Source organism: Nocardia sp. JCM 34519.1, assembly GCF_020361265.1.
Lineage (GTDB): Bacteria > Actinomycetota > Actinomycetes > Mycobacteriales > Mycobacteriaceae > Nocardia > Nocardia arthritidis_A.
Window position 1 is genome coordinate 105,798 of sequence record NZ_JAIRBR010000001.1, and the last position, 15,550, is coordinate 121,347.

At 67.4% G+C, this 15,550-nt stretch carries 7 protein-coding genes; 2 read left to right on the plus strand and 5 right to left on the minus strand.

Features of this window, described 5'->3' with window-relative positions:
- The first annotated feature begins 351 nt into the window (after window positions 1-351).
- Window positions 352-1,425: an MFS transporter gene (locus tag LGY53_RS00535; RefSeq protein WP_225724653.1), complete on the plus strand. Its 1,074-nt coding sequence runs from the start codon at window positions 352-354 to the stop codon at window positions 1,423-1,425.
- Window positions 1,426-1,557: 132 nt separating this feature from the next.
- Here the strand turns inward: LGY53_RS00535 and LGY53_RS00540 are convergent, their stop codons facing one another.
- Window positions 1,558-3,240 (minus strand): ABC-F family ATP-binding cassette domain-containing protein, encoded by a 1,683-nt coding sequence (locus LGY53_RS00540; RefSeq protein WP_225724654.1) that lies wholly within the window; start codon window positions 3,238-3,240, stop codon window positions 1,558-1,560.
- Between the two features lie 329 nt (window positions 3,241-3,569).
- On the opposite strand from LGY53_RS00540, the gene gyrB reads away from it, so the two are divergent.
- Window positions 3,570-5,546 (plus strand): DNA topoisomerase (ATP-hydrolyzing) subunit B, encoded by a 1,977-nt coding sequence (gyrB, locus tag LGY53_RS00545; protein ID WP_225724655.1) that lies wholly within the window; start codon window positions 3,570-3,572, stop codon window positions 5,544-5,546.
- A 21-nt stretch (window positions 5,547-5,567) separates the two neighbouring features.
- On the opposite strand, the gene LGY53_RS00550 is transcribed toward gyrB, so the two are convergent.
- The 4 genes from LGY53_RS00550 to LGY53_RS00565 all read right to left on the minus strand — a co-directional run bounded on the left by LGY53_RS00550 (window position 5,568) and on the right by LGY53_RS00565 (window position 15,384).
- Window positions 5,568-9,377 (minus strand): AAA family ATPase, encoded by a 3,810-nt coding sequence (locus LGY53_RS00550; protein ID WP_225724656.1) that lies wholly within the window; start codon window positions 9,375-9,377, stop codon window positions 5,568-5,570.
- A gap of 198 nt (window positions 9,378-9,575) precedes the next feature.
- Entirely contained in the window at window positions 9,576-9,863 is a 288-nt protein-coding gene (locus LGY53_RS00555) for a hypothetical protein (protein WP_225724657.1), read from the minus strand.
- Between the two features lie 29 nt (window positions 9,864-9,892).
- Window positions 9,893-10,447 carry a hypothetical protein gene (locus LGY53_RS00560; protein ID WP_225724658.1) on the minus strand — a complete coding sequence of 185 codons (555 nt, stop codon included), beginning with the start codon at window positions 10,445-10,447 and terminating at the stop codon, window positions 9,893-9,895.
- A gap of 101 nt (window positions 10,448-10,548) precedes the next feature.
- Window positions 10,549-15,384: a hypothetical protein gene (locus tag LGY53_RS00565; RefSeq protein ID WP_225724659.1), complete on the minus strand. Its 4,836-nt coding sequence runs from the start codon at window positions 15,382-15,384 to the stop codon at window positions 10,549-10,551.
- Between the last annotated feature and the right edge of the window lie 166 nt (window positions 15,385-15,550).

The following is a 15,550-nucleotide window of genomic DNA, read 5'->3' on the forward strand; positions in this document are numbered from 1 at the left end:
AAAGATCGGCTCCCCCTGCTCCTCGATCCGGAAGCCATTGCACCCCAGGATATCCAGTAAGCCGACGCTCCGCCGGTAGTGCTGGCAACACCTTTGGTCGGGTGCCTGCGACTTGAAGACAGACCCAGCTCGGTTCCGGCAGCAAAGCCGTCATCCGAGACACTTCGAACATCACGTCGACCCGTACCAGCGAGAACCGTTACAGCCGTGCGTAATTCGACCGAATCATCAGGGACTGTGCCCACTGCTGGCCACAGTTAGCGTTTGGCACGGCCTCGGAGACGACGGTGAAATGGCGAGCGGGCAGAACTGGGTGACGCACCTGGCCCGATCGGAACCAGGAGTTCGCGGATGCCGGTATCGACCGTGGGGCAGCAGCTCGGCAGCTGGCGTGCCGCGCTGTGGGCGGTCCGGTTGAGGTTCTTTCTGACCGGTCTGCTCTCCGCGACATGGGTGGCGCGTACCCCGACCATCAAAGCGAAGCTCGATCTCGACGATGCGGGTTTGGCCTTCGCATTCACCGGGCTGTACCTCGGTGCGACGCTCGGCCTGCAACTCGGCAAGATCATCACCCTGCGCTTCGGTAGCCGAGCGACCCTGCGGGCGACGATGCCGCTGTTCGCGCTCGCACTATCCGGTCTGGCGCTGGCGAACAACCTTGCGGCACTGACCGCGACCGTCGCTGTCTTCGCCGTCGCCAACAGCGTCATCGACGTCGCCATGAGCGCACACGGGATCGCGGTCGAAAAAACGAGCGCCCAGCCGCTGCTGTCGGGGATCCACGCCTACCACAGCCTGGGAATGATTGCCGGAGCCTTGGCGGGCGCGGCCGCCGAACGTCTACAGCTGTCCCTCGGCGGCCACCTCGCCGGTATCACGGTCGCTGTCGGGGCGGCGGCGGTCATCGGAACCCGCGGACTGCTGCCGTCGACAGTCGATCGGCTCGCCGATACCGCACCCAATTCGCACACCGCGCAACGTTTTCGGCCCTGGCCGACCCGATTGATCGTGCTCGGATCACTGGCCTTCTGCGTCGCGCTGGCCGAAGGCGCCGCCAATGACTGGACCGCCGTCTACCTCCACGACGCCACCGGCGCCACAACCACGGTCGCCGCATTGGGATTCGCGGTCTACTCCGCGGCGATGTTCATCGGCCGTCTGCTCGGCGACCGGCTCGTCACCGCCTTCGGCCCGGCCCGCCCCTACCTGGCCGCCACACTCACCGCCGCCGTCGCACTGATCACCGCACTGTTGTTCGGCGGCACAAATCCGGCGCTCGTCGGCATCGCGCTGTTCGGTCTCGGCATCTCGTTCACACTGCCGCTGATCTACTCCGCCACCGCAACCATCACCGGAATGCCGCCCGAGCCATCGCGAACATCTCCATCGTCGGTTACCTCGGATCCTTCACCGGCCCGGTCCTGATCGGCTCCATCGCCAACCACCACGGCATCACCATCGCCATGGCCATCCCCGCCCTCGTCATGGCCTTCGCCGCCCTCGGCACCACCAACCTCCACCATCCGAAACCATCAATGCGGCAATGACATTGGGCGTTCAGCGTGCTCGCCGCACCCGGGGCTCGTCCCAGACCGGCGTATCGGTTTCGTAGACGTCGCCATCGGATCCGAAGATCAGGAAGCGATCGAAGCCGCGGGCGAACCACCGGTCGTGGGTGACCGCGATGACGGTGCCCGCGAACTCGGCGATGGCCTGCTCCAGTGCATCGGCGGAGTGCAGGTCCAGGTTGTCGGTGGGTTCGTCGAGCAAAAGCATTGTTACGCCGGATAATTCGAGCAACAGGATCTGCAACCGGGCCTGCTGGCCACCGGAGAGATCGTCGTAGCGCTGCTCGGCGGCGCGGGCCAGCCCGTACCGGTCGAGCACCCGGCTCGCGGCCTCGCGCCCCATTCCGTCGCGATGCTCGTTGCCCGCGTGCAGAATCTCCAGCAGCGTATTGCCCACCAGGTCCGGCCGAAAATGCGTCTGCGCGAAGTAACCTGGGCGCACTCGCGCACCCAGCACCGCATTTCCGGTGTGCGGCACCGGCATCAGCTCCAGATCTTGAACCGGACGCTGTTCGATCTCCGGATCGGAACCACCGGCCGCGAGCAGCCGCAGGAAGTGCGACTTACCGGATCCGTTGGCGCCCAAAACCGCAACACGGTCGCCGTACCAGATCTCGGCGTCGAACGGCCGCATCAATCCGGTGAGCTCGAGCCCGGTGCACACCAGTGCGCGCTTACCGGTCCGCCCGCCGCGCAACCGCACGGATACGTTCTGCCGCAACGGAACCGCCTCCGGTGGCCCGGCCGCCTCGAACTTCGCCAGCCTGGTCTGCGCGGCGTGATAGCGCGCGGCCATACCGTCGTTGAACTTCGCCTTCTCGCGCAACCGCAGCACCAGCGCCCGCAGCTTGGCGAGTTCCTCGTCCCAGCGCCTGCGTAATTCGGCCAGTCGCGTGTTGCGCTCCTCGCGCGCCTGCTGATAGCTCGCGAAGCCGCCGCCGTGGATCCATGCCGTCGCACCGCTGACGCCGGGCTCCAGCGTGACGATCCTGGTGGCGGTATTCGCGATCAGCTCCCGGTCGTGGCTGACGAACAGCACCGACTTGGCCGATTCGGCGATCAGCCGTTCCAGCCATTGCTTGCCCGGAACATCCAGGTAGTTGTCCGGCTCGTCGAGCAGCAGCACCTCATCGGGACCGGCGAACAGCGCCTCGAGGACCAATCGTTTCTGTTCGCCGCCGCTGAGCGAACACACCGGCCGCCACTTGGCCCGATCGAAGGCGATACCGAGCGCGGCGGTGGTCACGACGTCCCAGAATGCCTCGACCTCGTACCCGCCGACATCGACCCAGTCGGCCAGCGCCTGCGAATAGGCCAGCTGCGTCGGCTCCTCGTCGCATTCGATCAGCGCGTTCTCGCTGGCGTCGAGCGCGTGCGCCGCCGCGCGAACAGGCTGCGGCGCAACCGAAAGCAGTAGGTCACGCACCGTCGATTCGTCGTTGATTCCGCCGATGAATTGCCGCATCACCCCCAGCGACCCCGACCGGGTCACCGCGCCGCCGTCCGCGCTGCGATCACCGGCGATGATCCCGAGCAGCGTGGTCTTACCGGTGCCGTTCGGGCCGATGAGGGCCGCTTTGACACCATCGCCGATCCGGAAGCTCACCCCGTCGAGCAGCTGACGTCCGTCTGGGAGGAAGTAGTCGAGATCGGCAATGTCCAGGTGCGCCACAGATATCCAGGCAACCCGACGGGCGCCGGTCGCGGCAACCGATTTTCCGGGGACGCAGGCCGTACGACCCAACTCGGCTCAGCGCCAATCTGAGGCCCGCAACCCCCATTTCGCATGGGGGGAGTTGAAAGGCTAGGTGCGAGAACATCCTCGAGGCAGCTAGCCGTGTTAGATCGGCAATCGAGACCGCTTGACGGTACGATGAAAAGCAACGAGTTGGCGATACTCCACCGCCGTCATACACAGTCCACGCCTAGGCGTGTGATTCCTCGAGCAGTAGGTCAGGTCGGACCATGGGGGGTTGTGCTGTGCCCGGCGCCGGGAGATCGATGAGTGAGATGAGGTACCGGCCGGTGGCTGCCGAAGATGCCGACCCGGGCAAGGGGAACTACGGCGCGTCCAGCATCAGGCGCTTGGAGGGGCTCGATCCGGTCCGCAAAAGACCCGCGATGTACATCGGCTCCGTCGGTGAGCTCGGTCTGCACCACCTGGTCTGGGAGATCGTCGACAACTCCGTCGACGAGGCGATAGCCGGATTCGCGACGCGGATCGACGTGCGGTTGCTGGCCGACGGTGGCGTCGAGGTGGCCGACAACGGGCGCGCGATCCCGGTCGAGATGCACGAGACGGGCCGCCCGACCGTCGAGGTCGTGATGATGGAACTGCACGCGGGCGGCAAATTCGACTCGAATGCCTACGCCGTCGCGGGCGGCCTGCACGGCGTCGGCCTGTCCGTGGTGAATGCCCTGTGCCGCCGAGTCGAATTGGAGATCGACCGCGACGGCTACCACTGGACCCAGCACTACACGATGGCCCGCCCGGGCGAACTGGTGCGCGGTGCGCGGACCGACCGCACCGGCAATACGACACGCTTCTGGCCGGATGCGGAGATCTTCGAGACCACGACCTTCGATTTCGAGACGGTGGCGCGGCGACTACAGGCGACGGCCTTCCTCAACTCGGGCCTGACCATCACCCTCACCGACGAACGGATCGCCGAAAACGACGAGACCCCAACCGAACTGACCTACCACTACCCGGGCGGTCTCGCGGATTTCGTGCGCCACATCAACCGCACCAAGCAGCCGATCCACAACTCGGTAATCGCCTTCTCCGGCAAGGACATCGGTTACGAGCTCGACGTCGCGATGCAGTGGAACTCCGGCTATTCCGAGTCGGTGCACACCTTCGCCAACATCATCAACACGCACGAGGGCGGCACCCATGAGGAGGGCTTCCGGGCGGCGTTGACCACGGTCGTCAACAAGTACGCCAGGGATAAGAAACTGCTGAAGGATAAGGACGGCAACCTCACCGGTGACGATATCCGCGAGGGTTTGGCCGCCATCGTGAGCGTGAAAGTCGGTCAGCCGCAGTTCGAGGGCCAGACCAAGACCAAACTCGGCAATACCGAGGTCAAATCGTTCGTGCAGCGGATGTGCAACGAACATCTGACGGACTGGTTCGAAGCCAATCCCGCCGACGCGAAAACCATTATCACCAAAGCGATTTCGTCGGCACAGGCGCGCACCGCCGCGCGCAAGGCGCGAGAACTGGTGCGACGCAAGTCGGCCGGTGATCTCGGCGGACTACCGGGCAAACTGGCCGACTGCCGTTCCAAGGATCCGCATAGGTCCGAGATCTACATCGTCGAGGGCGATTCCGCCGGTGGTTCGGCCAAATCCGGGCGCGATTCGATGTATCAGGCGATCCTGCCGTTGCGCGGCAAAATCATCAACGTGGAACGGTCCCGCATCGATAAGGTGTTGAAAAACAACGAGGTTCAGTCGATCATCACCGCGTTCGGCACCGGCATCCACGACGAATTCGATATCACCAAGCTGCGCTACCACAAGATCGTGCTGATGGCCGACGCCGACGTGGACGGCCAGCACATCACCACCCTGCTGTTGACCCTGCTGTTCCGGTTCATGCGGCCGCTCATCGAGCAAGGGCACGTCTACCTGGCGCAGCCACCCCTTTACAAGCTGAAATGGCAACGCGCGGAACCGGAATACGCCTATTCGGACCGCGAGCGCAACACCCTGCTCGCCACCGGGACGGCGGCGGGCAAGAAGATAAACAAGGACGATGGCGTGCAGCGCTACAAGGGTCTCGGCGAGATGAACGCCAAGGAGCTGTGGGAGACCACCATGGACCCACGCACCCGCCTCCTCCGCCGCGTCACCCTCGACGACGCGGCCGCCGCGGACGAACTGTTCTCCATCCTCATGGGCGAGGATGTCGAAGCGCGCCGCGGTTTCATCACCCGCAACGCCAAAGACGTTCGCTTCCTAGACCTTTGACCCAGATCGCCCAACGAATCGTCAAGGGCAGGGACGGACATACGGTATGGCGGGGAACAGGTCGTGCCAGGTTTGTTCGTCGATGCGGGTCTCGATCGAGGCGCACAGGTGCGTCGCCACGTCATCCGGATCGGTGTATCCCAGTACCGAGGCGAGGTCGGTAACGGTGAGGATGCGCGACGGGTCACGCGGATCGAAACGCAGGTGCACCGCCGCCGCGGTGGGGAGATAGATCGGGACGTCCGCCTGCCTGATGTCGGCCGGATCGGAGATATCCCACAATCGGGCGGTCTGGTCGTCACCACCGGAGGCCAGCCGATGACCCGACGGGTCTATCGCCAGTGTCTGCACCGCACCTGTGTGTGCGTGCACGGAATCCAATTCGCGCGGGTGCGCATGGTTCGTTACGTCCCACGATCGGATCACTCCGGCGGTGTCGGCGCTGAACAGCTGTCGGCCGTCGGGGGCGAAAGTCAGTGTCCGCACAGTGGATCCGTGCGCGTCCAGGGAGACCTCCGACGGTCTGTTCCCATCGGATAAGTCCCACAGGTGGATTCGCGCATCGCTGCCGGCCGCGACCACCACCGAATTCTTCGGATCGAATGCCGCGACGCCGATATCGCGGGCCGGCACGGTCAATGGCGGTCCCAGTGCATGCGGACTCGAGGGGACCGACACATCCCAGATCTGCAATGCGCGCTCACCCATCCCCGTGACCAGGCGGCTGCCATCCGGCGCGAAGGCGATCGGGGCGCCGATGCCCGCACCGGGCAGTGAACCCAGCGGCGTGGGTCCGGCGGGATCGGCCAGATCCCACAGCCGCACATCGGGACCGGTCGTCGTCGCCAGCAGCCGGCCGTCCGGGCGTAGCGCCACCCGCACCCCGGCCTCGCTGGGCGGTCCCGCGGCGAACGCGCTCGACACATGGCTGAGCTGTGGGACGGACACGGCCCAGATCGTGACCTGTCCATCCCGCATTCCGGTGGCCAGAATCCGGTTGTCACGGTCGAAGCCGACCGTGGCGAGCGAACCGTCCAGCAGGATCGGAACGAAGATCATCGGTGGACTCCACAGTCGGATCCGCCCGTCCGATCCGGCCGTGATCCCCTGGATGTCACCGACGAAGTGGATCAACCGCGTCGATCCGGCGTTGCCGTGGATCTCCCAGCCGACCGGGGTCACCCGGTCGCGACGCTGCGTATTCCAGATCTCGATGTTGCCGTCGATATCGGCTGCGGAGAGAAGTTGACCACCGTGGGTGAACGACAGCCCCGAAATCGGTACCCGGCGATCGTGTTCGGTGTCGATCAAGCGCGGCTGGGTCGGATCGCGCACATCCCAGATTCGAATCACCCCATCGGCGGTCCCAGTGGCGAGGATGCCGCCGGGACCGAATTCGACAACCTGCACGGCGCCTCGACCATCGAGCGGTGTGCCGATGGGCGCCGGGTGCTCGGCGTCGTCGACCGACCACAGTCGCACGGCGCCGTCGTCCCCGGCGCCGGCCAGCACGGCGGCATCCGGAGCCGTCGCCAGCGACCGAATCGCCCCGGGATGCGCGGGAATCGGGCATCCAACACGCTGAATCGATTGCGGCACCCCGATATTCAGCAAGCACAGCGTGCCGTCGGCGCCGGCCGCGGCCACCACGTGACCGCCCGGCAGGAAGACGACAGCGTTGACGGGCGTTCCGTTGTCGACCGTGCCGAGTGCGCGGACGGCATCCGGGTGCTGGATATCCCAGAGCCGGATCGTGCCGTCCTCTCCCGCACTGACCAACTGGGCGTCATCAGGTGCGAATGCGACCGATTCGACTCGCCCCCGGTGACCGTCGAGTCCGGATCCCACCGGGTGGACAGTGTGCCCACTCGCTATGTCCCACAATTGAATTCGACCATCATCGCCGGCGCTGGCCGCCAGTTTCCCGGCAGAGCTCACCGCCAGCGCCTGAATCGGTGCACCATGTGCCGATGTCGAGGTGGTCTCCAACGGAAGCGCTTGCGCCGTCAGCAAACGGATGCGAGCGCCGGCGTTGCGCGGATTCATCCGGTAGGCGGCCAATGCCAGCTGCGCCGCGATTCCGGGGCTGCTGACGTCCATCCGTTGCGATTGCGCGATGACCTCCCCTAACCACGCGTCCTTGCGCTGCTGGGAGACCGCGGCTCCCTGCGCGATCATCAGCGCCGAGGCCACCAACGCGATTATGGCGAGCACCGCGACCGCGACCAGCAGCGCCTTCCGCCGTCGCGCATGCGTTCCCGTCTGCGACAGCGCTGCGGTCACGAACTCGCGAGCCGGCTTGTTCAGTGAATCCGTACGCCGCATCAGCTCGGCGGCGTCCTCCAACCGGGTCCGGACGTACAGCAGTTCCGCGGGTCTGCCCTGATTCACCCACTCCCGGGCATCGGCCTCGATGCGCTGGCGGGCGGGTGCGAATTCCCTTTCCTCGGTTATCCATTCGACCATCCGGGGCCAGATGGTGAGCGCCAGGTCGTCGACCAGTTCGAGGTCGTCGTTGTACTGCACCAGGATTCGGACCTCGAGCAGCCGGTCGATGACCGCTTTCGCGCTCTCGGGGTCCTCGGCCTCGGCGATCAGCACCTTCCGCGGCAACCGGTTGCGCTGCGCCGACGTCGGCCCGATGATCGTCAACGCCATCAGCACCCGCCGGCCGGCCTCGCGTTCGGCATCGCTCAGCCGGGACCACCAGCGTTCGGCGCGGCGCGCCATGATGCCGGCCACCCCGCCGAGGTCGCGGTAGGTGGCCAGCGTCAGTGTCCGCCCACGTCGGTTCTCCCAGATCAGCGCCAGTACGGAGAACAGCATCGACAGCCGGGCCGGATGTTGTGGGGCGAGTCTCCCCACATCCTTCAGCAGCACTTCGACGAGGCTGTCCTCCACCCGCAGACCGACGATCGCGGCAGGCCGGACGATCGCCTCCCGCAGTTCGTGCTCCGACATCGGGTCGAGCATCATCGACCGGTGCCGCAATGTCGTCATCAGCAGCGGGTACTGCGGCAGTTGCGGGAGATAGACGGTGTCGACGGTCAGGACGACGGTGGTCGGCGGATCCGCGCCCGGCGCGGCGAGCATGGCGACTTCACCCAGGAACTGGTGGCGCAGAGCCTCATTCGTGCATCGGGTGAACAGCTCCTCCCCCTGATCCACGATCAGCAGGCGGCGGCCGCCCGACGCCCCGGCCAGCGCCGACCGCAACGCGGCCACCGGGTCCGCACCGGGTGTCATGACGATCGGCACTCGGGATCCCGGCGCGGCCTGCAGACCGGCGGCCAGCAACGACGTCTTGCCGACGCCCTGTGGACCGAGCAAGAGCACGAGCGCCATCGAGGCGCTCGCCTCGACGTCGGAAATCAATTGACGCAGTTGGCGATTCGCGGTGTCCCTGCCGAAGAACAGATCGGCGTCCTCGGGCCGGTACGATGCCGGCGCACGATAGGGTTCGCGGTTGGTATCGATGACGATCGGCTCGGCTCGCGCCGACCGCCACTCCGCCTTCCAGCGCGCCGGATCGAACAGGGAAGTATCGGCGGGCGGATTACCGGCGGTCCGGCGGCGAGCCTCCGTGATGAGCACCTCCAGGACCGGCAGAACCGATTCGAAGGTGGCGGGCGTGCGGTGACCGCGTCGCCAGTCGCTGATGCGCTGGGCGGTAATGGGTTTGGTGCCTTGCCGAAGGCGTGAGTTCGCCGCGCGGAGAATGGTTTTCACCGGCGGGTTGCCGGCCGCCGCGAACAGTGTGTCCAGACGGGCGGCGAAGGCACTGCGGCTATCGCTGCCGGCGATCCGTTCAGGTGTCGTGCGCGTACTCATCGGCACCACCCTGCTGTCGAGTGCGTTCAGCGGATGTTGTATCGAGCGGACGAGCCACAGATGTCGCGAACCTCCCGGCGTCGACCCATCCCGGAGGTGAGCCGATCGTATCAGTCATCGTGTCGAGGCCTGGCGATCATTCGGTCCCGGGTGGCGGCGCGCGCCTTCGGCGGATGCGCCGCCACTCGATTCCCGGCCCTACGCGATATGTGCGATCGCGGTGAGCAGGGCATCCTGCACGGCTGGCAGGAAACCTAGATTCATCACCAGAGCCATGCCGACACCGGCACGAAGCCGGCGATGCCGGTTCCACCATCCGGTCGGACCCCGGCCGTTCCGAGGGTCATGGCAGCGGACGATGGTCGCGGCGTCACTGGCGTTCTCCTCGTAGTAACCGAAACCGACCGGCGCGGAAGTGACGTCGAACAATCCGCCCAGCGGATCGGCGGTATTCACACCGCTTGCGGCGAACCTCGTTTCGAGCATGATCAAACCTCCCTACTCCACGTCGAAGGTCAGGAGATGACGCTGCGCCAAGGCCGCATCATCGCGTCGTAGACGTCCTGGGTGAACCGGCCGCGGCCCACCAGGTCGCCGAGCACGGCCGCGGTAACGGCCTGGCCGACCACGGTGATCACGCCGATCGAGCCGAGCGAGTTCAGCAGTCCGGCGATTTCGCCCACCCCTGCCGCGTTCGGCGAAATCGCTTGCCCGGCAACCGTTCCCGCGGTCTGGAGATTGCGAACGCGGCCGAATTCACGGGCGGTCTCGGTCGCGATCTGCGCCGGTTGGGGGTCGGTCGAGGATCGGTCGGCCAAGGACTGGCCGAGACCGGCCAGCAGGCCGGCGAACCCGCCGGCACCACTCGTCTGCGACAGCCCGGCCATCTGCGAATTCATCACGCTTTCGAACTGTGCATTGAGCCTTTCGCGCTCTTCGGCGGTCAGCTGAGCCGCACGTTCGACGATCTGCACCACCTCACGCCACTGCGGGCCGTACAGGTATTCCAGGTGCAGGGCCGGGTCCGGGGCGCCGAAGGGGTTGCCGGTCGAGTTGGTTTCGGGGGTCATCGTGCACTCCTTCTTGGTTGTATTCCCTTGGTGGAGCAGATATTTCGTGGGTCCCCCGTCGCCCCGGCGGTCATCCCGGGCCGGGGCGACGGGAGGTCATTTCAGACGGACACCGGGATGAGCCGTGCCGCTTGCGAGTTGCGCACCGGACCGTCGGTGGCCCGCGGGCCGACGAGCGGAACGGTGTCGAGCGCGGATGCGGGCGCCTGCATCGACTTGGACGAGGAGCGCCGCTTCTGCAGCGAAGCGATGATCTCGGCCCAGCTGGCGGTGTCCTGAATGTCGTCCAGGAACTGGCTTCCGGTCGCGGTGCTACCGCCGGCCGAACCTTGGACCGGGCCGCTCAGGTCCTGCTGGGCACGGATCGCCGAGATGATGTAGGACCGCAGCGCCGGATCCAGCAATGCCAGCAGAACCAGCAGAGCCAAGGTCGCCAGTGCCACCAGCCCCGCGACGGCCGCGGCAGGCACGGCCAGCAGCGGTATCGCCACCGCCGCGAGCGTCGCGACCGCGAGCGTACCGAGGACGGCGGCTCCCAGACCAACGGCCAGCGTGCCAAGCACGCCGATACCGATTCCGACGGCCAGCGCGGCAATCGCGGTCGCCGCGAGGGCGGCGAGCGCGCCCAGCGCCAGTACCGGCAGGGCCAGCAGAGCCAGGGCCAGTGCGGCCACGGCAGCCAGTCCGAGCAATGCCAGCGGCACCGCGACCGCCAGCACCGGAAGAGCGAGGGCAGCAGCCACCGCAAGTCCGATGCCGACACCGACCGCAAGCGTCGCGAGTCCGGCCAGTGCCAGCGCGGGCAGGGCCACGGCCGCAACCGCCAGCAGAGCGAGCAGAGCCAGCGGCGCAGCGATAGCCAGCACCGGAAGAGCGAGGGCGGCAGCCACCGCAAGTCCGATGCCGACACCGACCGCAAGGGTCGCGAGTCCGGCCAGCGCCAGCGCGGGCAGGGCCACGGCCGCAACCGCCAGCAGAGCGAGCAATGCCAGCGGCAGCCCGATCAGCAGCAGCGGGGGCAGCAGGCCCAGACCCAGCAAGCCCAGCAGTGCCAGCGGGACGACTACCGGCGCGGACAGAATCGCCAGGGCGCCGGCGGCGGCCAATGCCGCGACCGGAACCCCGGCCAACAGGATCAGCGGCAGTACGGCCAGGGTCACCAGACCCACCAGGGCGAGCGGCAGCACGATCGGCGCCGCCAGTGCGGCCAAGACACCGAGGGCGGCCGCGGCCAGCACCGGCAATGCCAACACCGCGAGCACCGGCAGGGCGAGCAGGGTCAGCAGCCCCAGCAGCGCCAGCGGCACCACGACCAGCGCCAGCACGGCCAGGCCGATGGCGAGGAATGGTGCGGCGGCCAGGGCGAGTGCTCCGATTCCGGCCAGGGCGAGAACCGGTACCGCCAGCGCCAGAATCAGTGGCAGCATGGCCAGGGCCAGCAGGCCGAGCAACGCCAACGGCACGAGGACGCCGAGCAGCGGAATCGAGATCGCCGCCGCGACGGCGAGGCCGACGCCGACACCGATCACACCGGCGATGAGCGCCGCGACGGTCGTGGCAAGGGCCAGCAGCGGCAGCGCGATGGCCGCCGCGACGGCCAAGCCGATACCGATACCGACGACGGTGGCGAGGGCCAGCAGCGGCAGCCCGATAGCGAGCGTGGCCGCGATGCCGATACCGAGGCCGACAAGCGTCGCGAGAGCCAGCAGCGGTAGTCCGATGACGGCCGCGATCGCGAGACCGATGCCGATACCGATGCCGAGTGCCGGAATCGCGATGGCGAGCATGGCGGCCAACGCGACCCCCGCCAACGCGGGCAGCGCGGCGAAGTCCATCGGAAGGCTGAGCAGCCACAGGAACGCGGCCAGACCCTTGCCGACGACATCGAGGCCGATGGCCAGGGTCACCAGGATCGCGGGGATGCCGAAGAAGCCGAAGGCCTCGACCGCCAACGAGATTGCCGCGCCGGTCAATCCGGCGGCCATGAACGGCAGCCAGATCGCGAGCATCGTCAGCGCGATGATCGGCGAGATCGCGGTGGACACGACCGGCGCGAACGGCCCGAAGATCAGGAACGGGATGCTGAGCACCCCGGCCCAGACGAAATACGGGATACCCATCACGACCGTGGCGACCGACAGCACGGCACCGACGGCGGCGGCCAGAATGCCCCCGGCCAGGACCACCGCGGCCAGGGCGGCCAGGCCGACGAAGTCCTCGGCGCCGATCAGGATGGCCGCCACGGCGAGCGCGACAATGCCGACCGGAATAGCGACCAACGCGAACGGCGGGAACAGCAGCGAGCCGAACACCCAGGTACCGACGATCATGAGAATGCTCAGCGCCAGCGGGATGCTGCTGGCCACGGTCAGTACGGCGGACAGTCCGGCCAGCGCGAGGCCGGCGAGAGCCGTGATGCCGATGCCGCCGAGCGTCGTCACCAGCTGACCGAAGACCAGCAGCGGGATGGCGAGCAGCGCGAGCGGCGGGTTGACGACGATCAATGCGAAGATCGTCAGCGTCATCATGGCCCAGCTGAAGATGTTGACGGCCAGACCGCCCACGAAGACGGCCGCGACCGCCGCGACCGCCGTCACGATCGCGGCGGCGGTGACCGCGATCAGGCCGCCACCGGTGAACACGTAGTTCGCGGCGGCCAGCGCCATGACCCCGGCCGCCGAGGCCGCGCCGAACGCGACCAGCGGAATCCACGCGAACGGCAGCGTGTAGGGCATCGCCAGCGCCAACAGAACGCCGAGTGCCAACACACCGAACGCCCAGTCGGCGGCCGCGAACAGGAAGAAGCTGGTGCAGAAGGCAAGCACCAGACCCGAAATACCGACGCCGCCGAACAGGAACAGCAGTCCAAGCGCGGCCGGGGCGACGACCAACGCCAGGAAGAACAGCGGCGACAGCAGCGGGCCGAACACCGGGATGGCGAAGGTCAGGAAGATGGTCGCGGCGAGCCCGGCCACCACGGCCACCGCCGTGGCGATGATGCCCGCGGCGGCGGTCAGCAGCACGGCGGCGGCCGCGAACCACCAGAAGACGAAGGCGGCGGCCAGATGCAACGCCGTCGCGACCAGCGACCAGGCCATCAGGATGGTGATGGCCGCGGTCCCGACGACCGAGATGCTGAGCAGGCCCGCCAGCGACACGGCACCGACCGCGACGCCGATGACGAGCGCGGCTGCGGCGAACAGGATCAGCGCGGCCAGGCCGAGCACCGCCAGTGCGGGCAGGGCGATCAGACCCCACGGCGTGAGCAGCGACGCCAGCGCGATCGCGCCGAACAGCAGCGCCGACACCACGAAGGTCACGCCCAGCGTGCCGAATCCGGCTAGGGCCGTCGCGATCATGCCGACCACCAGGATGCCGAAGGCGATGGTGAAGATGAGCGGCACGGTGATCAGGCCGAAGAACGGCGCGACGGCGGCGGCCACCAGTCCGAGCGCCATGGTGACGATGAACAAGGCCGCGGTGCCGACCAGCCCCAGCGCCGTGACGACGAGGGATACGGCGATACCGCCGACCACCGTCACCGCGAATCCGGCGAGACCGAACGCCAGGATGACCGGAGCGAAGACCTGGAAGGCGATGAACGCCAAGGGAATTCCGACGATCAACACCGGTATCGCGATAATCGCCAGCACCACGAGCACCGGGATCGCGAGGATCGCCGCCACGACCAGCACCGGCAGTGCCACGATCGCCAGCCCGGCCAGCACAATGCCGCCGATCGCCAGCGCGCCGATCACGAACGGAGCGGCGACGAGTGCGGCTAGTCCGATGGCACCGATCGCCAGCGCACCGGCGAACAGCAACGGCACGATGACGAACAGCCCGAGCGCGGGCAGGCCCAATAGCGGCAGCGCGGCGTTGTGCCGGTCGAGCAGACCGGTGTGGGTCACCATGGCGCGGATGTCGTTCAGCAGCGGCCGCAGCGCGCTCACCGGATCGGTGACCATGCTCAGCACCGGCGCGATGTACCCGAGCACCGGCGCCAGCCCGCCCGCGAAGGGCGCGACATATCCGAGCACCGTCGAGGCCAGCCCGCCACCCTGGGGGTTGCTGAGCTGCCGGAGGCCTTCGGCCAAGTGCTGCAACGGATTTCCGTCACCGGCCGTATCTCCGAAGAGCGGGCTCAGCAGCTGACGCAAACCCTGCTCCGGCTCGGCGTCACGCGGGAAGCCGAACAGCGTGCGCGCCTGATTCAGCAGATTGTCGATCGGGTTGACATCGCTGTCGCGACGGTAACCTGCCTGCTCGATCGCCTGGCCGACAAAACCCAGCAGGTCCTGGACGGGCTGACGCAGCGGTCCGGAGGGGAAGGTCTGGTCGGACCAGTCGGCAAGCTGTTTCAGGTCCAGTCCGGAACCCTGCACCTGCGCGGCGACCTGAGCCAGCTCCGTCACCGGCGACGGCACGGGTCCGAGCAGACTCTGCGGGTCCACCGCGCCGACGGCGTTGTTTCGCAGCCGATCGGCAACCGGGGGCGCGGCGGGAACCGGAGTGGTCGGGCGATCGGGCGCCGGAGCGGTGCCCGTCGGTGTCGCGCCGGGGACGGGTACGCCGAAAGCGTTGAGCGCGTTGCCTGCCATGGCGCCTAGCTCGGCGCCGATCTGCGGAACGGCGGACCCGATATCCGGGACGGCACCGGCGAAGTTGGGAACGATCTTGCCGAGGTCGGGCACGATATTTCCGGCGCCGGACGTGCCGATCCCCAAGGTGGGCCGAAGTCCCAGCTCGCCTATGTTCGCCACGGCGGGCGGGACGGTCGAAGCGTCGGCCGCGGCCCTGGCGCCGGTCACCATCACGCCGGTCATCGACGCGAACGCGGCCGCGGCGTACAGGCCACGACGATTGCGCTTGACTTCCTTGCGATGGCGGCCGCCGTCCTGCTTGGCCGTCCGGTTGAATGCGTGCTTGCCAGACATGGAATCACCTTTCGAACGAGGGTTTGTGCATCAATGCCCGGCCGAATCGACCGGGCGACCGCGCCCACGACCTCAGGGCCGGACGGGACCGCTTTCTCCCGGCGCACACACCGCCCGGGACGAACCACCCGAAGTGCCGATGGTGAGCCCGATGCGACTGTGATCC